The following is an 18,009-nucleotide window of genomic DNA, read 5'->3' on the forward strand; positions in this document are numbered from 1 at the left end:
AGTGGAACCACGCCGATCCATCTCGAACTCGGCTGTGAAACGCTGCAGCGCCGACGATATTTGGGGGGTAGCCCCCTGAGAAAATAGGTCGATGCCAGGTAAAACATTCGCTTCTGCTCCAGCCCCAGCGGCTGGAGCGCCAGAGCCACCCCACACGGGGTGGCTTTGTTGTGGGGAGGCTTTGAAGGTGGGGAGCGCTCGGGCCGTCCCGCTAGGCTCCGGTGACGCCTGGGTCCTTGGGGCGGTGTGAGCTCTCGCCGGAGAATCTTTTGCCGAGGAATGCAGGGCGGCGGGCCGGTCTGAGGCGCTTCGCTGCAGGGCGCATCGTCTGGCGAGCGATCCAGCTGTGGTTTCGCCATGACTGTGTCGATCTGAGCGCCGCTTTCGCGTATCACGCCCTGCAGTCGGTCTTCCCGATCGGACTGATTGCCCTCTCCCTGGCCGCCAGGGTTCTGGGTCAGGATGAGGGCCTGGTGGACCGGCTGCTCAGTGGGGCTCGGCAGGTGCTGCCCGATTCCGCCATGCCCGCTGTCTCCACGGGCTTGAACGCGTTTCTTCGGCAGGGTTTCGGGGCCGGACTGCTGGGTGTGCTGGTGCTCCTGCTCACGGCCAGCAATGCCTACCTGACCCTTCAGCGTGGTGCCGACCGGATCTGGTGGAACCGGCCCTTCGGTCTTGAGAGGATGGGTGCGTCCCAGCTGGTCCTGCGCTATCTGAAGCTGCGCTTCAAGGCCCTGGCGCTGGTATCGCTGTTGGCCCTGATGATCGTGCTGGACAGGGTGATCAGTCCCTGGCGTCTTGCCGACGCGCCGCCGCGGATCGGGATGATGCCCCGCGTCATTCCGTTGACGCTCGATCTGCAGCACCCCCTGACCCTGGCTGTGGACCTGCTGATGACCCTGGGCTTCATCTTCCTGGCGTCACTGTTGCTGCTGTGGATGTTGCCGTCACGACGGGTGCCCTGGCGCCATCTTCTGCCCGGAGGTGTCTTCCTTTCGCTGTCGCTGACCCTCCTGAACCTGGTGGTGGGTCGGGTGCTGGTGGCCCTGGGGCTGCGCTTTCAGGCCTATGGCCTCGTCGGTGGGGTTCTGGTGTTTGGTTTCTGGATCTGGCTGATCGGAGTCCTGATCTATTTCGCCCAATGCCTGAGTGTGGTGATCAGCCGTCCGGCCAGCCACCGGTCGTGAATGGCTTCAGCAGCCTTCCAGCCAACCTCTCACGCTGCCAGCTCACGGTGCCAGTCACCGAGTTGGAGCAGACTTGCCAGGGGCCAGGATGGTCATCCCGGTCGCCATGCGCCAGGACTGGCCCTGCCCGTTCCCCTTCCCGTCAGCCATGCAGAGGTCGGTTCCCTGGTTGCCCATTCTGCTGATCGGGGCCTTGCTGCTGGCACCGCTGCCGTTCGGGCGCTTCCTGCTGGATCTGCTGGGGGGCATCACCCTCACCCTGTTGCTCCTGCCGGTCCTGCTGGGTGCGGTCGGGTTTATCGCCTGGCAGGTGTTGCGCCGCCGCCTGCAGGTCTGCCCGGCCTGTGGGTTTACCAGCCTCGGTCTGGAGGTCTGCCCCGCCTGCGGCACCTCCCTCGGCGCCTCGGCGTCGGCGGAGCGGCCGTCGCCCAGGCCGGACAGCCAGGTCTTCGGGAGTGATCGCGAGGCCTCCACCGCGACCATCGACGTCGAAGTGGTGTCCTCCCAGTCCATGGACAGCGACAGCCGTTCGGAAGCACCTTGATCGGCCAGGTTGATCGACCCGGTTGATTGACCAGAACGCTCCGCAGAGCGTCCGACCCCTGGGAATGTCCACCTGGCCATGTCCACCTGGGTGGTCCAACCCTGGCCTGGCGGCCTGGCCCGGACGGGCTTTGCTCGCTCGTGGGACCGTCCCCCTCAGGAGATGCGGTCCAGCTCGTCCAGCCGCCGCTCACGGAGGTAGAGGAACAGCGGAGCGCCGAAGGCGAACGCCACAGTCACGCAGCCGAGCAGCACCCAGGGCAGTCCCCGCATCTGCAGCCGCCGGCTCTCCTGCACCATCCAGAGCACCACGGCCGTGGCGCCGATGGCGAGATCCCGCGAGAGGGATGAGGCCGCCGGGTTGGCGTTGGCGAGGGCCACGAACAGCCCGATATCGAAGCTGGCGCCGTAGTCCTGGATGAACGCCAGGTTGGCCAGCCAGGGCAGCACCGCGCCCGCGACGGCCAGGGCCAGGTACACCCATCGGAGCCAGCGCAGGGGGCGTCCGCTGCCGCCGGATGCGGAGATCTCGTCGGTGGTCATGGGTGGTACGGGGTGGGGGGGCGTTCGGCGTCGTCACTCAAGTCCCAGAGCAGGATCTCCTGCTCCACGTGCTCGAGGATCTGTTCACAGCGCTCCGCATAGGCCTGGGCGCGGCGATAGAGCGCGGCCATCTCCTCCACCTGGAGGTCGCTGGCCTGGAGTTCGGCCAGGATCAGCTCCAGAGCCGCCCGGGCTTCGTTGTAGGACAGCTGCGCTGCCGTGCGTTCCGCCTGACGGCCGGGGTCAGGGGTCCTGCTGCGCTGGCCGCTGGAGCGGCCCTGGCCGCGGGCACTGGAACCGGTGCTGGCCATGGTCAGGCAGGAGCCGCTGGTGGGGATGGATGGGGGTGAATCTGGCGCACGAGGGCATCGGCCTGCCCATCCGCGAGTTCGAGCACCACGGCCTGATCGGGATGCAGGTCGTGGACCGAGCGCACCAGCGGACCCGTGCCGAGCCGGATCAGGCTGAATCCCCGCTGGAGGATGTGCTCCGGGGAAAGGGCCCGCAGCAGCGACCGGGCCTGGCGCAGGCTGGTCCGCCGCTGGTCCAGCAGGTCCCGGGGGTGGAGTTGGCTGAGCCGTTCGTCCAGCCGGCCGAGCTGCTGCCGCTCCCCCTGGAGGCGCAGGGTCACCAGCTGGGCGAGATGGCGGCGCGCCTGCGCCAGGCCCGCCAGCACGGCCGCCCGTTCCGGCAGCAGGGCCACCAGCGCCGCAGTCGGGGTCGCCGCCCGGTGGTCGGCGACCAGGTCGGCAATGGTGGTGTCATCCTCGTGCCCGATCCCACTCACGGTCGGCACCGGTGAGGCCGCGAGGACGCGGGCCAGATCGGCCCCGTCAAAGACCGTCAGATCCTCGCGGCTGCCTCCACCCCGTGCCAGCACGATGGCCTCGATGCCTTGGCTCTCCAGGTGGGTGTAAAGGTGGCTGAGGGTGGCGCAGATCTGTCCCTCGACGGCCCCTTGAACCGGGATGGGCACCACCAGAATCCGGGTGGCCGGCCAGCGTTCCGCGGCCGTGCGCAGCATGTCCGCCAGGGCCGAACTCGGCACACTGGTGAGCAGGGCGATGCACTGCGGCAGGGGGGGCAAGGTCCGCTTGCGTTCAGGGGCAAACAGCCCTTCGCCGCTCAGCAGCTGGCGCACCTGCTCGAAGCGGCGCAGCACACTGCTGAGGCTGGGCCTCAGATCGAGCACCTGCACACTGAGGGAGGCCCGGCTGGCCCAGAAGTTGAGCTTGCCTACCACCAGAACGCCGTCCCCATCGCTCGGCTGCAGGCTCAGCCGGGACAGCTGGGAGGCCCACACCACGGCCGTGATCGACGCCTGGTCATCGACCAGGGTCATCCACAGATGGCCCTTCTTTAGCTGGGGCCGGCTGACGGTGGCCTCCAGCAGAAAGCGGGGCGCGAAGCCGCGCTCCAGCAGGCTGCCCACGGCGGCGTTGAGCGCGCTGACGCTGTAGCGGGGCAGACCGGACCCCTCGCCTGGGCCGTTCATGGCCTGAGGGCATGGAGGCCCTTCATGATTCCAGTTGGCGGTAGCAGGTCCACCAGTACAGACTCACGAGTCCGGCCAGCAGGGCGATGGCCTGGCCGGCGGGGTGGTCGATCCGGATCAGCCCCGCTCCGCAGATGACCAGGGCACTGCTCAGCAGCCGCGAGCCATCACGGCGGTTGTTGACGAAGAAGCGGGCCACGGACGGCATGGCGAACAGGGCGAGTCTGCAGCAGGGGCGCGGCATCAGCCTCCCGTGGGCCGGGCTGTGCCGCCCTGCCGGGCCAGGGCGGCCTTGGTCAGGCCGGTGGGCTGGGCGTTGGCGCCGTCCTCCGGCCAGGGGTGGCGTGGGTACCGCCCGCGGAGCTCCCGCCGGACCTCCCGGTAACTGCCCTGCCAGAACCCCGCCAGGTCCCGGGTGATCGCAGCGGGACGTCCCGCCGGGGTGAGCAGGTGCAGGGTCACGGGGAGCTGCCCGTCGAGCAGGGTCGGACCCACGGCCATGCCGAACACCTCCTGCAGTTTCACCGCCAGCACCGCCTCGCCGCTGCTGTAGTCGAGGCTCACCGCCCGTCCCGAGGGCACCGTGAGCCTGGCCGGCAACACCCGATCCAGTTCCAGGCGCCGTGACCAGTCCAGATCCCCCCAGAGCGCCTCGGCGAGATCGATCCCCTGCAGGTCGTCCAGGCTGCGCAGGCCCTCCAGCTGGGGAGCCAGCCAGCTCTGCAGATCCGCGAGCAGCCAGGTGTCGCTGCGGTCCGGCCAGGGCGTCCCCAGATGGCGGTGGGCCAGGCACAGCCGCTGCTGCAGCTGGCGGGTGCTGGCCCGCCAGGGGAGGGCCGCCAGGCCTGTCTGCCGCAGGCCGTCGAGCAGGGCTGCCACCACCGCTTCACCGCTGGCTTGGGGCCAGGGGCGCGCGTCCAGGGTGAGGGCATCGAGTTCGAGGATCTGCTCGCACCGCACCCGGCCGGCAGCGGCATCCCAGCGGGCCTGGTACCGCCGCTGCCCCCCCCGGTCGGCCAGGTTCTCCAGGTAGGCCCGATCCAGGGGCAGGGCCTGGAGGATCCGGGCGTCCTGGTCCGCGCCATCGGCGGCGGCGACCGCCAGGAGCGTCGCCCCCCGCAGCGGGTCATGCGGATGCAGCACCGCGCCCCGGCCGCCGCGCATCAGAAACCTCCCCCGCCCATCGCTTCGCGCCAGCGCGACCCGCTCCGGGTAGGCCTCAGCCACCAGCCGGGCGGCCAGGGTGGCTTCCGGGCTGGGCGGCTGCTCCTGGTCCTGCGCCTGGTCCGCGGCCGGTGTGGCGTGGGGGAGAGCCCCCAGCTGACGCTCCCACTGGCGCTTGAGCTGCCGCAGGGGATGGTGGGGGTTCCGCTCCCGCAGCCAGTCGAGCCGGCTGAGCAGGTCGCTGCCGGCCTCCTGGCGGTTCAGGGGGTCCCGCTCGCTCAGCAGCACCGCCAGTTCACAGGCCAGGCTCTCGGCCTGCCAGCGCTGGGCCACCAAGAGCATGTGACCCAGCCGGGGGTGGAGCCCCAGCCGCGCGAGCCGGCGCCCGTCGGCGCTCAGCGCTCCGCCGGCATCGAGGGCCCCGAGCTGGCCCAGCAGGGCCCGGGCTTCCTTCAGGGCCGCAGCCCGCGGTGGATCGAGCCAGTTCAGCTCCTGCCCGAGGGGATCCCCCCAGCAGGCCAGCTGCAGCGCCAGGGGCAGCGGGTCGGCCTCCTGGATCTCAGGCGTGTCGTGATCAGGTCGCCGCTGTTGTTCGGCCGGCGACCAGAGCCGGATGCAGCGGCCCGGCCCCAGCCTCCCGGCCCGACCGGTCCGCTGGTCGGCACTGGCGCGGCTGGCGGCAACCGTGACCAGGGTGTCCATGCCGCTCACGGGGTCAAACCGGTTGCGGCGGCTCAGGCCGCTGTCGACCACCAGGGTCACCCCGGCGATCGTGAGGGAGCTCTCCGCCAGGGCGGTGGCCAGGACCAGCTTGGAGCGGCCGGGCCGGGCCGGGGCGATCGCCTGGCCCTGTTCCGCCAGGGGCAGGTTGCCGTGCAGGGGAACCCAATCGAGCGTGTCCTCCCAGCCCGCCGCGGCCAGGCTGCGGCTGCAGGCCTGAATCTCCGCCAGACCCGGCAGAAACACCAGGGCGGTGTCCCCCTGGGGGGGCTCGGCCTGCCAATGGTTCTCCAGTGCCCGCAGCACCTGCCGTTCCAGCCGTTCCCCAGGTCTGGGGAGCTGGTGAAGGATCTCTACAGGGTGGCTGCGGCCCGCGCTGCTGAGCACCCTGGCCTCCGGCATCTGGGCTGCGAGCGCCTCCAGGTTCAGGGTGGCCGACATGACCACGAGCCGCAGGGCGGGGTTGAGGAGCTCCCGGGCCTGGCGCACCAGGGCCAGGGCGAGGTCGGTGTCGGCGTGACGCTCGTGGAATTCATCGAGGATCAGGCAGCCGACCCCCTCCAGGGCGGGATCCTGCTGCAGGCGGCGGAGGAACACCCCCCCGGTCAGGACCTCGATGCGGGTGGCGGGGCTGGTGCGGCTCTCGAGCCGCACGCTGTAGCCCACCACCTGGCCCACGGCCTCGTGGCGTTCCACCGCCAGCCGCTGTGCCGCCGAGCGGGCGGCGATCCGGCGGGGCTCCAGCATCCAGACGCGGCCGCTTCCGCTGCCGCCGGTCCCAGCCAGGGCCGCGAGGGCAGCCCCTGGCACCCGGGTGGTCTTGCCCGCGCCGGGGGGGGCCTGAAGCAGCAGGGTCGCCCCCGGTTCCGCCAGCGCTGCCCGGATCTGGGGCAGGAGGGGGTCGATCGGCAGGCGTTCGGTCAGGGGCGGATGGTCAGGAGAGGCGGATGCGGAGCCGAACCGGGGCCCGATGGCCTTCAGCGCACGTGGCGCACACCATCGACCGGGTGGTAGGCCTCGCCGGTGAGTTCCTCGTAGACGATCGCCGGCAGGCCGGTTTCGAACATGGTCTGAAGGGCTTCCTTCAGGTAGGGGTTCCATCCACCGGTGCTGACGGAACCGTGCCGCACGGTCCAGTCCCAGGTGCCCTGCAGATCCCTGGGAATACGACCCTCACGGTCACGCCGGGCTACCAGGTCCTGGGATTCCACCAGGCCGACCAGCACGGGATCCTTGCCGTAGGCAGGGGTCAGGCTCAGTTCCAGACGGATCGGATCGTCCTTGACCAACTTCAGGCGAAAGCGAGGCGGGAGCTTGAGGGTGCGCAGTAAAGCAGCCACGATCCGCGTCCGTTGGTCCAATGCTCGCTCACTCCCTGAAGTCACGTTCTCACCGATGAGCCTATTCAGCTGGGGTCTCCCGGAAAGGCGGGACGCTCGTTGTCCCCACTGAACCGCACCGTGAGCAGATCTTCGCTGGTGAGCTGACCATCGGCATCGAGAAGTTCGGGATGGATGGTCACCCTGCCGGTGCGGTCAGCGACTTCCGGGGTCTCTCCGACCGGTCCCACGGCGCCCTGGGGATCCCCAGGGCGCGGCACCGCCCTGAAACCCTGCCCCATCACCCGAAAGGCCTGCCAGAGCAAGACCAGAAAACAGGCGCCGTAAATGATCGGGAAGAGCTGGGAGAGGATCGCGTTCATGCCCGGGGGGCTGGTGCAGGTGGAGTCGGCCGAGCCGCACCCCCATCATTGCCCGGACTGGCGGGAACTGGTCCCTGCGGTGGCGAGCATCCAGGCCCAGAGGGTGGTGCAGGCAGCACCGAAGGCGAGGAAGGCCAGGAGAAGTCGCTCAGTGCCCATGGATCGATACAAATCTTTGCGCAGCCTAGGGTCGTCGCCCCTTCTCCTGGGGGTCGGGCCTGCGGAAGCCTTGGGGTGCGCAGGGCCGGGTCCGGCCAGGAGTCACGGGAGGGCCGGGGATCCGCCCTTCTGGGTCTTGCGGGTCTGACTACGGTTCTGGGATGTCGTGGCCGCTTCGTACATGGGTTCGCACCGTGCCCTGCCCTTGACCTGGGCTCCGTTTCTGGCGGCATCCCTCTGCCTTCCTGCCGGCCTGGCCATTCCGCAGCCCCTGGCCGCCGCCCAGTCCGGCACCAGCATCGGGACTGCCCTCAGCCGCCAGTCCTTCGTGGCCGCCGCGGTCCGTCGCGCCGGCCCCGCGGTGGTCACGATCGACACCGAGCGCACTGTGCGGGTCGCGGGAGCGGGGGGGGGAGCTTCCAACTCCCTGATGAACGATCCGGCCTTCCGCCAGTTCTTCGGCCTCCCCCAGCGTTCCGTCCCCCCGGCCCAGCGCACCGAGCGCGGCCAGGGCAGTGGTTTCATCATTCAGGCCGATGGTCTGATCCTCACCAACGCCCATGTGGTGGAGAAAACGGACCGTGTCACGGTGGGCCTCCAGGACGGCCGGCGTGTGGAAGGCACCGTGATGGGGCTGGACCGGCTGACCGATCTGGCCGTCGTGCGCCTTGCTGGATCGGGGCCCTGGCCGGTGGCTCCCCTGGGCGATTCGGATGCCCTCCAGGTCGGGGAATGGGCGATTGCCGTCGGCAATCCCTATGGGCTCGACAACACCGTGACGATGGGGATCATCAGCAACCTCAACCGGAACGCGGCGAAGCTCGGGATCACCGACAAGCGTCTGGATCTGATCCAGACCGACGCGGCCATCAATCCCGGCAATTCCGGTGGGCCCCTGCTCAACGCCGATGGTGAAGTGATCGGCATCAACACCCTGGTGCGTCAGGGCCCCGGGGCCGGCCTGGGGTTCGCCATTCCGATCAACCGGGCCAGGGACATCGCGCGCCAGCTGGTGGCGACCGGCAAGGTGAGCCACCCGATGATCGGTGTCGGCCTCGATCTCGTGCGTCCGGGCGATGGGACCGGCCTGACCCGGGGGGTGCGGGTGGCCTCGGTTCTGGCCAACGGCCCTGCCGAGCGTGCCGGCTTGAAAGAAGGTGATGTGGTGGTGGCGGCCGGAGGGGAATCGGTGGTTCAGCCCTCCCAGTTGGTGTCTGCCGTGGAAAGGACCGGTGTGGGGGGAAGCCTCACGCTGAGCATTCAGCGCCAGGGCCAGGTTCTGAAGGTGACGGTCGTGCCGGTGCAGATGGGCGGAGCCTGACGCGCCGCCCTTCTCGCCCGGATCGTCACCGGATCAGGCCTCCTGACCCCAGGGGGCCGTGAATCCCGGGCCGAACTGCGAGGGCGCCGCCAGCTGCTGGCGCATGACCCACTGGGTCGCGGCTTTCTGGCTGTGCCAGGCCTGCAGCAGTTGCTTGGCGATCCCCTGCAGGGCCTTGAGGTCTGCCGTGTCATCGATGGCGCGGCTCATCCGTTCCAGCTCGAATTGCTGACCGAGGCTGAGGGCGAGTGGTTCAGGCATGGCGGGCGTCGCGATGGGGCGATGGACCGGCCCAAAGCTACAAACTGTTTCAGTTCCGCTCGTAGCCGTTGCGACAGGGGCCCTTGGTTGTGGTGATTTCCTGTCAGCGTGATCCCCGGTGGCCCGTTCAGGCCGCCTTGTGCTTGCGGGAGGCCTGCCGCTCCTGCTGTTTCTGGCGGTTGGCGGCTCGCTTGGCGAGGCGCGTGGCTTCGGCGGCCTGCTGGCGCGCGAGCTCGGCCTCTTCCTCCTTTTTCTCGAGGTAGTAGGCGTAGTCACCCCGGTAGAGCACCAGTTCGCCGTCCTGCACCTCGACGATCCGGTTGGCCACCCGCGCCATGAAATAGCGGTCATGGCTCACCAGCAGTGCCGCTCCCTCGTACGCGATCAGGGCGTCCTCGAGCATCTGCTTGGCGGGGATGTCGAGGTGGTTGGTCGGTTCGTCCAGCACCAGCAGGTTGCAGGGGGTGAGCAGCATCTGGGCGAGGGCCAGGCGGGCTTTCTCCCCCCCGGAGAGCTTGCCGGCTTCCTTGAACACGCTCTCGTTGCTGAAGCAGAAGCTGCCCAGCAGCGAGCGCACCTGGGTCTGGGTCCAGTCCGGCACCGCCTCGAAGATCGTGTCGATCACCGTTTTGGAGAGATCCAGGGCTTCGGCCTGGTTCTGCTCGAAGTAGCCCGCCACCACGTTGTGCTCTCCCAGCCCGGCGCGGCCCTCGAGCGGCTGCTCCAGGCCCATCACCAGACGCAGCAGGGTGGACTTGCCGGCCCCGTTGGGGCCCACGAAGGCGATACGGTCCCCCCGCTCCACCTCGAGGTTGGCCCCGAGGAAGAGGATCCGGTCGCCGTAACTGTGGGTGAGATCGGCGATCTCGGCCACCAGCCGGCCGGAGCGGGGAGCCTCGGGAAAGTGGAAGCGAGGTCCACTCACCGACTCGACTGGGGCCTCCACCCGCTCGATCTTGTCCAGGAGCTTCTCGCGGCTCTTGGCCTGGGTCGAACGGGTGGCGCTGGCGCGGAACCGATCGATGTAGGCCTGCTGGGCCGAGAGCTCCTTCTGCTGGCGCTCGAAGGCGGACTGGGTGGCTTCCCGCTCCAGGGCCTTCTGCTCCAGATGCTGGGTGTAGTTGCCCAGGTAGGTGCGGGAGACGCCCCGCTCGGTTTCGACGATCTGGTTGCAGACCCGATCCAGGAAGGTGCGGTCGTGGCTGATCACCACCAGGGCGGCGGTCTGTTGGATCAGATACCCCTCAAGCCATTGGATCGTCTCGACGTCCAGATGGTTGGTGGGCTCGTCCAGCAGCAGCAGATCGGGGTCCTGGAGAAGGATCTTGCCCAGGGCGATGCGCATCTGCCAGCCTCCCGAGTAGTCCCCGACCACCTGTTCGGCCCCCTCGGGGGTGAAGCCGATCGTGGGGAGCAGTTTGTCGATGCGGGCATCGAGCTCGTAGCCGTGCAGCGCCTCGAAGCGGCTGTGCAGCTGGCCCAGTTCGTGGATCAGGGCATCGAGATGCTCCGGATCGCTGGCCGCCCGCTCGCTCGCCATGGCGTGCTCCACCGCGTGCTGGCGCACGAGCACCTCCGCCGCTTCCCCGAAGGCCTGGAACAGCTCCTCCCGCACGGTGCGGCGAGGGTCCACGTCGAACTCCTGCTGCAGGTAGGCGATCCGCGGTTCGCCCTGGCGGATCACCTGACCGCTGCTGGGTTCCTCGAGTCCGGCGATGATCTTCAGCTGGGTGGATTTGCCCGCACCATTCACGCCGACCAGGCCGATGCGGTCCCCGGCCTTGACTTCCCAGGTGACGTCGCGCAGCACCTCCCCGGTCGGATAGATCTTGCCGATGCGTTCAAGACGGAGCACGGGGCGGAGCGGAGCGGAGGGCTGCAGGCGAGGCCGGGATGGGGGACTCGTCCCAAGCTCATCATTTCGCATCATTGCCGCACCGTGGACGTGCCCGGTCGGTTAAGGGGCCGATCGGGCTGGCCGCCGGGCCTGCGGGGGACGCCTGCCTCGGGCAGACTCCGGGCAGTCGCCGTTGTCCCGGGATGATCAAGCGCCTCGAGCAGGTCGCTGCCCTGGTGGTGGCCGCGGGCCTGGCCATCGTGAGCTACTGGCTGTTTTTCAGCTGGGCCCAGGGAGGGGGGATGAAGCGTCCGGCGGCGTCGCCCCGATCAGAGACCTCCGCGGGCCTTGAGCAGCCACTGCTTGCTGGCGGGGTCGTCGAGCGCGGCGATGTGGGCCTTGACCTCTTCCCGGCTCACCGGTAGGTCGAGTTCCGCACCCAGACCCACGATGCGATCCAGCGCGCCGCTGGGATCCTGCAGCGCCTGGCGGAACAGCGACTGGGTCAGCTCGGGGTCGGCGCTGATGCGGCCATACAGTTCCACAGCGTTGCCGGTCGGATCCGCCGAGATCGGATCCACCGGGATCGGATCCACCGAAGCGTCCTCCCCGCGCGAACTGTGGCCGGGACCCTGGCTCGGGCTGTGACTCGGGCTGCTGCTCATGGGGAGGGTCCAGCGACTCTTCTCTGACCCTATGGGCCGTTCAGGACCCTGGCGCGACGCATTGCGGCTTTGTTGTTCAGGCGGCCTTTTTCAGGCGGCCTTCGGGTTGTCGTTAACCGGTGTGCCGCAGGCGGAGGCGTCCTCCATGCTGCGGGCATCCAGACAGAGCACCTTGCGCAGCTCCGCGTAGTTCGCGGCAAGGGCGGTGCGCCCCTCCTGCTGGGCTCCGTACTCGGCCCGCTGCAGCACATGGTGCAGATGGGTGAGCAGGTAGGTGCTGATCACGGCCGAGACCAGCACGTCGCTGCGCTCGGCGGTGCGGCGGTTGCGGCTGTGGGGCATGGGGCCACCTCCGGATGGATGGGGAACGGATGGGCTGTCGCCAGCATAGGCATGGATACTATCCATGCGCATCTGAGTACACTGCAACGTATCCGGGTGGAACCTGGAGGCCCGGTTCCACCCCGGGCCTGCCGCCGCCCTCCCCGTCCCCCTGTTGTCCGTTCCCGTCTGGCGTGGCGACCCGGCAAACCTCCTCCAGCGGGCGGCCCAAGTCGCCCAGGATCCAGGTCGTTCTGCCGGAGGATCTCTGCTTGCGGCTGGCCCAGCTGGCCGAGGCCGATTCCCGGACCGTGAGCAACATGGCCAAGGTGCTGATCCAGCAGGGTGTGGAGCGCCTGGAGCAGGCCCGCGGCAGCGCTGGCCCCACCCCCGCCACCGCCTCGCCTGCCCCGTCAGCCCCGTCGCTGACCAATGCGGACCAGTTCCGCCAGCAGCTGGAACAGCAGGGCCAGGGGCGCCCCCAGCGCCTGCGGGGCGCACCCCGCAGGCTGCGTCTCCAGCGCCCCAGCTAGCCCGGTGGCCGGGCGCAGACCCCCAGCACCGTGGGGCGGCGAGCGCCGGTCACCTCAGGCGCATTGCCGGGGTGGTTGCGGTGATGCCACCAGGCGAGCAGCGCGAAGGCCAGCGCCTCACGATCGCTGTCGGCAATGCCCAGATCGGCCAGGGGACGCACGATCACACCCCGGCAGCGGCGGCGCAGCTGCTCGATCAGCAGGCCGTTCCGGGCGCCACCGCCGGCCACCAGCAGTTCGATGGGCCGGGGCCCGTGTGCCAACTCCTGGGCCACGGCGGCGGCGCTGAAGGCCGTGAGGGTGGCCAGCGCATCGGCGGCCTCCCCCTCGGCTGGTCGGTCTGGGCCGGCGGGCTGGCGCACGGCATCCAGGGCCTCCAGCCGACGCTCCAGGTCGGGGCGGCCGAACAGCTCTCGCCCGGTGGATTTCGGTGGAACCTGCTGAAAGAACGGTTCCTGCAGCCACCGCCCGATCAGGGCCTCGTTCACCTGCCCCCGGCGGGCCCACGCGCCATCGGCGTCATAGGTCCGGCTGCCCCCGCTGAACCGGTGCACGGCCAGGTCGAGGAGGGTGTTGGCGGGCCCGCAATCCCAGCCGCGCACCGGCTGATGCCGATCGGGGCCGCAGCGCGGCGGCAGCAGGGTGAGGTTGGCAATCCCGCCGAGGTTGAGCACCGCCCGCCAGCCACCGCAGCGGCCGATCAGGGCCTCGTCGGCGGGTGGCACCAGGGGCGCCCCCTGGCCGCCGAGGGCAAGATCGGCCGCCCGGAAGTCGAAGACCACCGGGCGCTGCACCAGCGCGGCCAGCAGGGGACCCTGCAGCAGCTGCCAGCTGTTGCCCCGCCGCTTGCCCACGGGCGGGCGGTGCCAGACCGTCTGCCCATGGCAGCCCACCAGTTCGGCGCTGCCCTGGGGGTCGCAGGCACGGGCGGCCGCGGCCTGCACCTCGGTGGTGGCCTCGGCCAGCTCCAGCAGCGCCGCGGCGCTGAGCAGCTCCCCCTGGCCGAGCCCGATCAGCTGCTGCCGCAAGGGCTCGGGGTAGGGGAGGCTGGCCCGGGCGAGCAGGCGCCAGCGGGGCCGCCGGAGCGGTCCCTGGAAGCTCGCCAGCACGGCATCGACCCCATCGGCGCTGGTGCCGCTCATCAGACCGAGAACGCGCATCGTGTCGGTGTCGGGGGGGTCGGCTGGGTTATAGGAGCGGGCCTGGATCCGGAGCTGGCCGGCTCAGCGGTTGGGTTGGGGGGTCATGCGCAGGTAGGGCTTCACCTCGGTGACGCCCTTCGGGAACTTGCTCCTGGCTTCCTCGGTCGGGATGGAGGGCACCACCACGCAGTCGTCGCCGTCCTTCCAGTTCACCGGGGTGGCCACCTGGTGGTAGTCGGTGAGCTGGAGAGAGTCGATCACCCGCAGAATCTCATCGAAGTTCCGGCCCGTGCTGGCGGGATAGGTGATCTGGAGGCGGAGTTTCTTGTTGGGGTCGATGATGAACACCGAGCGCACGGTCAGGTTGTTGAGCGCATTCGGGTGGATCATCCCGTAGAGATCGCTCACTTTCTTGTCTTCATCCGCCAGGATCGGATAGTCGACAGTGGTGTTCTGGGTTTCGTTGATGTCACAGATCCAGCCCTTGTGGCTCTCGGCCGAGTCGACACTGAGGGCGATGGTCTTGACATTGCGCTTCTCCCACTCGGGGCGCAGCCGCGACACCTCGCCGAGTTCGGTGGTGCACACCGGCGTGTAATCAGCAGGATGGGAGAACAGGACCACCCAGCTGTCGCCGGCGTAGTCGTACAAATGGATCGGACCGAGCTGGGAATCCTGGGTGAAGTCGGGGACGGTGTCGCCGAGTTGCAGAGCCATGGGAGAGCAGGACGCAGGGAGAGGATGGGGCCGGTGGAGGCCCGCAGCTGACGATGGTGACACAGGCGCCGGTGATGCCGCTTGTGGTGATCGAGCCGCTTCTTCCCAGGCCGCTGGACGGTTGAACGCCTCAGTCTCCCCGGGGGGCCAGAGGGCCAGCTCCTCCCGCAGACGACGGAGTCCCAGCCCTTCCGTGGCGGAGACGAACAGGGCCGCACGGTCGAAGCTGCGGGCCCGATCCAGCTCATGGGCCCCACAGCGGTCGATCTGGTTGGCCACGAGCCGGCGGGCTGTGGTGGCCCCCAGGCCGTCCAGGATGGCGTGCACCGTCCGGAGCTGTTCCGGCCAGGCCGGATCACTCAGGTCCACCACCACCAGCAGACCATCGGCATCGAGGGTCTCCTCCAGGGTGGAGCGGAAGGCCTCCACCAGCGGGGGGGGAAGGTCGCGGATGAAGCCCACCGTGTCGGTCAGCAGCAGGTCGGTGGTCTCGCCGGTGCCTGGGATGGGCAGGGTGAGGCGCCGGGTGGTGGGGTCCAGGGTGGCGAAGAGCTTGTTCTCGGCCAGCACCGCACCGCGCCCCTCGGCCCGGGTGAGCCTGTTGAGCAGGGAGCTCTTGCCGGCATTGGTGTAGCCCACCAGGGCGAGGCGCCGCATGGGGCGACGGCCGGAGCGGAGGCGAGCGCGGTGGGCTTCCAGCTGCCGCAGATCGCGCTGCAAGCGCTCGATGCGTCGGGCGATGGCACGGCGGTCCTTCTCCAGCTGGGTTTCTCCCGGACCGCGGGTGCCGATGCCGCCTCCCTGGCGGGAGAGGCTGCGTCCACGCCCGGTGAGCCGTGGAAGCCGGTAGCGCAGCTGGGCCAGTTCCACCTGCAGGCGCCCGGCGGCACTGGCAGCCCGCTGGGCAAAGATGTCGAGAATCAGTTCACTGCGGTCGCTGACGGGCAGATCCAGCAGCCGTTCCAGGTTGCGGGCCTGCAGGGGCGAGAGTTCCCGATCGGTGACCACAAGGGTTGCCCCGAGCCGCCGGGCCTCGATCGCCGCCTCGGCCAGTTTTCCTTCGCCCCAGAGGGTGTGGGGGGTCATGCGGTGGCGTCGTTGCTGCAGGACCCCCATGGGCACGGCACCCGCACTGCGCACCAGGCCCTCGAGTTCGGCGATCTGCCGCTGGGCCTCACCCCGGTCCGCGGGCGTGAGCACCAGCAGCAGCACGCGCTCGACAGCCTCGCGGCTCTGCGGTCCTGCGGCCTCTCCGGCAGGCTCCTGGCCGCCGCTGGCCTGGGTTGGGGCCAGGGCCTGGGGGTCGCTGGCGCAGAGGTCGGCCAGGTCACCGCTGCTGACCGCTGCCCAGGGGTGGCCCTGCTCCCCGCTCCGGATCAGCAGGCGTGCCGGCCAGTGCCCCCCGGCCCCGGCCTGATCGGTGAAGCGCAGCCAGACCTGCGGGGTGAGATCCAGCCCCACGACCCCTTCCTGGATGGAGGGCTCCAGCCGGTTCTCGCGGCCGCAGCAGGTCAGCAGCCGCAGGTCCGAGCCCTGACGGCGCTGGGAACCCGGCAGTTTCTCCAGCAGGCGGCCGGACTGCTCCAAAGGACCGATCCAGAGCAGTCGACCAAGCCCCCGGCCATCGACCACCAGGCTCAGGGGCAGCTCCAGCTCGCGGCTCTCGGCGGCCAGCCGCTGCAGGCAGAGCGTCTCGGCCACGGTGGTGTCCGGGTGGCGGCGGTGGCAGAGCCGTTCGAGGCGCCGCCGCTGCGCCGGCCGCAGCCCGGCCGTCTGTCCGGCCAGCACACCCTGCCTCAAGATCGCCTCACCAGCACACAGGGAAGTCCGGCCGCACGGGCCCCTGCCACATCCTCCGGGCTGTCGCCCACATGCCAGGCCGCCGTCGCGGGCAGGTCCAACTGCTGCAGGGCCTGCCGGAAGGGAGCCGGGTCGGGCTTGGCGGCCCCGGCGCTGCTGGACACCACCACGGCCCGGAACCATCGGGCCAGGCCCAGGCGGTCCAGCAGCGCTGGCAGACGGCTGTCGAAATTGCTGACCACCGCCAGCCGCAGGCCCTGCCGATGCCACTGTTCCAGTCGGGCGGGCACCTCGGGATAGACCCGCCAGGGTCCGGGGTCGGCGAAGTGCTCGAACAGCTCCGACGCCAGGCCCGACGGCATGGTGGCGGCCCCCGCCGCGGCCAGGCTGGCGGCGATGCGATCCGCCCACCAGCCCAGTTCGGCCTGATGCAGGGCGGGCCCCTCCAGGCCCGGGAAGGCCAGCGGCGGTGCGGTGCGGTAGGCGGTACGGAATCCCTGCTCAAGCTGCCCGGCTTCCAGGGTCAGGCCATGGCGGGCGGCCCAGCGGGCATAGGTGCGGCCCACGGGCTCACGCAGCCCGAACAGGGTGCCCATGGCGTCGAGCAGCAGGCCCCGGGGGCGCGGGTGGGAGGGGATGCTGGGGTTCACGCCGGCCAGTCGGCCAGCCAGCCGGCTGCGACGCGCAGTTGGTGGCTCCGGCCGGGCAGGCGGGTGAGGTAGGCCAGTCTGCGCAGCTGGAAGGCGGCACTGCCGGCGAGGGTGAGGCCGCCGCCCACCAGGCTGGCCTCGCCGATGCCCAGGCTCATCATCTCGCCGAGATCCTGGAACGCCAGCGGGGCCAGCGGTTCGTTCGCCGCAGCGCGCGCCAGATTGTCGGCCAGGCAGGCAGCCTGTTGAAACGCGACCTGGGCGGTGGCGGGCAGGGGGCCCTCGCCGGGGTCCACGGCGGCGATGTCACCGACGGCATAGAGGTGCTCGGCGCCCTGCAGCCGCAGGGTGGGCTCGCACAGAAGCCGTCCGCGCCGATCACAGGCTGCCGGGGGCTCGAGGCTGGGGGGGTGGAAGGCGAGGCCGGCCGTCCAGACCACGGCCTCCACAGTCACCTCTTCGGCACCGGCGGGCCCATCCAGGTGCAGCCGGTCGGCGCCGACCGCGCGCACCCGGGTGCCGGTGCGCAGCCGCACATCCCTGGCCTGGAGGGACCGGATCGCCTGCTCCCGGTTGAACGCCCTGGCCAGGGGGAGGGGCTGGGGACCCTGTTCGATCAGCTCCACCACCGCGGCCCCCTCCAGCAGGTCCGTCAGCTTGCAGGCCAGCTCGACGCCGCTGGGCCCGGCGCCCACGACCGCGAGCCGCTGCAGCGGCCGTCGCTGGTCGCGCAGGGTTGTCACCAGCTGCTGCAGCCGCTCCACATCGGCCAGGGTGCGGAAGCCCAGGCTGTGTTCCACGACCCCCGGGATGCCGAAGCTGCTGGTGGCGGCGCCACAGGCCACCACCAGTTCACGGAAGGGGAGGGTGCGGCCGCCCGCGGTGGTGAACTGCCGCGTGCGGCCGTCGATGTGCACGACGCGATCGCGCAGCCAGGCGATGCCCTTGCCCGCCAGGAGAGCGTCGTAACGGGGCGCGATCTCCCAGCGTCTCAGTTCCGAGCTGAGCAGCTCATAGAGCAGGGGAAGAAAGAGGAAGCGCTCCTGGGGTTCCACCAGCAGGATCGGGGCCGGCTGGCGCCGTTCAGCCAGGGCCAGGGCGGTGTAGAGGCCGCCGAAACCGCCGCCCACGATCACGATCGGTGCGGACGACGGCAGCGCTGGATCCGTCATGGCCGACATGGCTCTGTAGGGGGGCGCCCACACGCGGATCCGAACCCTAACCAGGGGCCCGACCAAGAGGTGATGAT

The 18,009-nt window shown here is 70.1% G+C and carries 19 protein-coding genes, 1 rRNA gene and 1 pseudogene; 5 read left to right on the forward strand and 16 right to left on the reverse strand.

Features of this window, described 5'->3' with window-relative positions:
* The 3 genes from rrf to ACLD7X_RS05115 all read left to right on the forward strand — a co-directional run.
* Positions 1–100: ribosomal RNA gene (gene rrf, locus ACLD7X_RS05105) — 5S ribosomal RNA — on the forward strand; the annotation flags it as partial.
* A 169-nt stretch (positions 101–269) separates the two neighbouring features.
* The gene (locus tag ACLD7X_RS05110; protein ID WP_411422423.1) at positions 270–1,187 is read left to right on the forward strand and encodes a YhjD/YihY/BrkB family envelope integrity protein; all 918 of its coding nucleotides are present in this window, start codon (positions 270–272) and stop codon (positions 1,185–1,187) included.
* A gap of 88 nt (positions 1,188–1,275) precedes the next feature.
* A complete protein-coding gene (locus ACLD7X_RS05115; protein WP_412006972.1) occupies positions 1,276–1,731 on the forward strand; it encodes a hypothetical protein in 456 nt (151 codons plus the stop codon).
* A 155-nt stretch (positions 1,732–1,886) separates the two neighbouring features.
* On the opposite strand, the gene ACLD7X_RS05120 is transcribed toward ACLD7X_RS05115, so the two are convergent.
* From ACLD7X_RS05120 to ACLD7X_RS05150, 7 genes are all read right to left on the reverse strand, one after another.
* Positions 1,887–2,273 (reverse strand): DUF2834 domain-containing protein, encoded by a 387-nt coding sequence (locus tag ACLD7X_RS05120; protein ID WP_411422425.1) that lies wholly within the window; start codon positions 2,271–2,273, stop codon positions 1,887–1,889.
* Positions 2,270–2,584 carry an exodeoxyribonuclease VII small subunit gene (xseB, locus tag ACLD7X_RS05125; RefSeq protein WP_411422426.1) on the reverse strand — a complete coding sequence of 105 codons (315 nt, stop codon included), beginning with the start codon at positions 2,582–2,584 and terminating at the stop codon, positions 2,270–2,272. The genes ACLD7X_RS05120 and xseB overlap by 4 nt, the downstream gene beginning before the upstream one ends.
* Positions 2,585–2,586: 2 nt before the next feature.
* Entirely contained in the window at positions 2,587–3,768 is a 1,182-nt protein-coding gene (gene xseA, locus ACLD7X_RS05130) for an exodeoxyribonuclease VII large subunit (protein WP_411422427.1), read from the reverse strand.
* Between the two features lie 22 nt (positions 3,769–3,790).
* Complete coding sequence (locus ACLD7X_RS05135) at positions 3,791–4,012, reverse strand: hypothetical protein (RefSeq protein ID WP_411422428.1); 222 nt, start codon at positions 4,010–4,012, stop codon at positions 3,791–3,793.
* Positions 4,012–6,633 (reverse strand): ATP-dependent helicase HrpB, encoded by a 2,622-nt coding sequence (hrpB, locus tag ACLD7X_RS05140; RefSeq protein WP_411422492.1) that lies wholly within the window; start codon positions 6,631–6,633, stop codon positions 4,012–4,014. Before hrpB ends, ACLD7X_RS05135 begins: the two co-directional genes overlap by 1 nt.
* Positions 6,630–6,992 (reverse strand): hypothetical protein, encoded by a 363-nt coding sequence (locus tag ACLD7X_RS05145; protein ID WP_412006973.1) that lies wholly within the window; start codon positions 6,990–6,992, stop codon positions 6,630–6,632. Before ACLD7X_RS05145 ends, hrpB begins: the two co-directional genes overlap by 4 nt.
* Before the next feature lie 65 nt (positions 6,993–7,057).
* On the reverse strand, positions 7,058–7,354 hold the full coding sequence (locus ACLD7X_RS05150) for a DUF2973 domain-containing protein (RefSeq protein WP_411422430.1): 297 nt from the start codon (positions 7,352–7,354) through the stop codon (positions 7,058–7,060).
* A gap of 364 nt (positions 7,355–7,718) precedes the next feature.
* Between ACLD7X_RS05150 and ACLD7X_RS05155 the strand changes: the two genes are divergently transcribed.
* Positions 7,719–8,834, forward strand: a complete 1,116-nt coding sequence (locus ACLD7X_RS05155) for a trypsin-like peptidase domain-containing protein (protein WP_412006974.1) — start codon at positions 7,719–7,721, stop codon at positions 8,832–8,834.
* Between the two features lie 33 nt (positions 8,835–8,867).
* Here the strand turns inward: ACLD7X_RS05155 and ACLD7X_RS05160 are convergent, their stop codons facing one another.
* From ACLD7X_RS05160 to ACLD7X_RS05175, 4 genes are all read right to left on the reverse strand, one after another.
* A complete protein-coding gene (locus tag ACLD7X_RS05160; protein WP_411422432.1) occupies positions 8,868–9,095 on the reverse strand; it encodes a hypothetical protein in 228 nt (75 codons plus the stop codon).
* Positions 9,096–9,222: 127 nt separating this feature from the next.
* Positions 9,223–10,950 (reverse strand): ABC-F family ATP-binding cassette domain-containing protein, encoded by a 1,728-nt coding sequence (locus ACLD7X_RS05165; RefSeq protein ID WP_411422433.1) that lies wholly within the window; start codon positions 10,948–10,950, stop codon positions 9,223–9,225.
* A 311-nt stretch (positions 10,951–11,261) separates the two neighbouring features.
* Positions 11,262–11,597: a hypothetical protein gene (locus tag ACLD7X_RS05170; RefSeq protein ID WP_411422434.1), complete on the reverse strand. Its 336-nt coding sequence runs from the start codon at positions 11,595–11,597 to the stop codon at positions 11,262–11,264.
* A 90-nt stretch (positions 11,598–11,687) separates the two neighbouring features.
* Complete coding sequence (locus ACLD7X_RS05175) at positions 11,688–12,005, reverse strand: hypothetical protein (protein WP_411422435.1); 318 nt, start codon at positions 12,003–12,005, stop codon at positions 11,688–11,690.
* A 107-nt stretch (positions 12,006–12,112) separates the two neighbouring features.
* On the opposite strand from ACLD7X_RS05175, the gene ACLD7X_RS05180 reads away from it, so the two are divergent.
* Complete coding sequence (locus ACLD7X_RS05180) at positions 12,113–12,451, forward strand: ribbon-helix-helix domain-containing protein (protein ID WP_411422436.1); 339 nt, start codon at positions 12,113–12,115, stop codon at positions 12,449–12,451.
* Here the strand turns inward: ACLD7X_RS05180 and ACLD7X_RS05185 are convergent.
* The 5 genes and pseudogenes from ACLD7X_RS05185 to ACLD7X_RS05205 all read right to left on the reverse strand — a co-directional run bounded on the left by ACLD7X_RS05185 (position 12,448) and on the right by ACLD7X_RS05205 (position 17,932).
* On the reverse strand, positions 12,448–13,611 hold the full coding sequence (locus ACLD7X_RS05185) for an anhydro-N-acetylmuramic acid kinase (protein WP_411422437.1): 1,164 nt from the start codon (positions 13,609–13,611) through the stop codon (positions 12,448–12,450). The genes ACLD7X_RS05180 and ACLD7X_RS05185 overlap by 4 nt on opposite strands.
* 63 nt (positions 13,612–13,674) lie before the next feature.
* Positions 13,675–14,310 carry a peroxiredoxin gene (locus tag ACLD7X_RS05190; protein ID WP_411422493.1) on the reverse strand — a complete coding sequence of 212 codons (636 nt, stop codon included), beginning with the start codon at positions 14,308–14,310 and terminating at the stop codon, positions 13,675–13,677.
* A gap of 168 nt (positions 14,311–14,478) precedes the next feature.
* Positions 14,479–16,098: pseudogene (hflX, locus tag ACLD7X_RS05195) on the reverse strand (GTPase HflX); the annotation flags it as partial.
* A gap of 8 nt (positions 16,099–16,106) precedes the next feature.
* The gene (locus ACLD7X_RS05200; RefSeq protein ID WP_411422438.1) at positions 16,107–16,760 is read right to left on the reverse strand and encodes an HAD-IA family hydrolase; all 654 of its coding nucleotides are present in this window, start codon (positions 16,758–16,760) and stop codon (positions 16,107–16,109) included.
* On the reverse strand, positions 16,757–17,932 hold the full coding sequence (locus ACLD7X_RS05205) for an NAD(P)/FAD-dependent oxidoreductase (RefSeq protein WP_411422439.1): 1,176 nt from the start codon (positions 17,930–17,932) through the stop codon (positions 16,757–16,759). The genes ACLD7X_RS05200 and ACLD7X_RS05205 overlap by 4 nt, the downstream gene beginning before the upstream one ends.
* Positions 17,933–18,009 lie beyond the last annotated feature (77 nt).

This window comes from Aphanothece microscopica RSMan92, from assembly GCF_046613545.2.
In the GTDB taxonomy this organism is placed as follows: Bacteria; Cyanobacteriota; Cyanobacteriia; order PCC-6307; family Cyanobiaceae; genus NIES-981.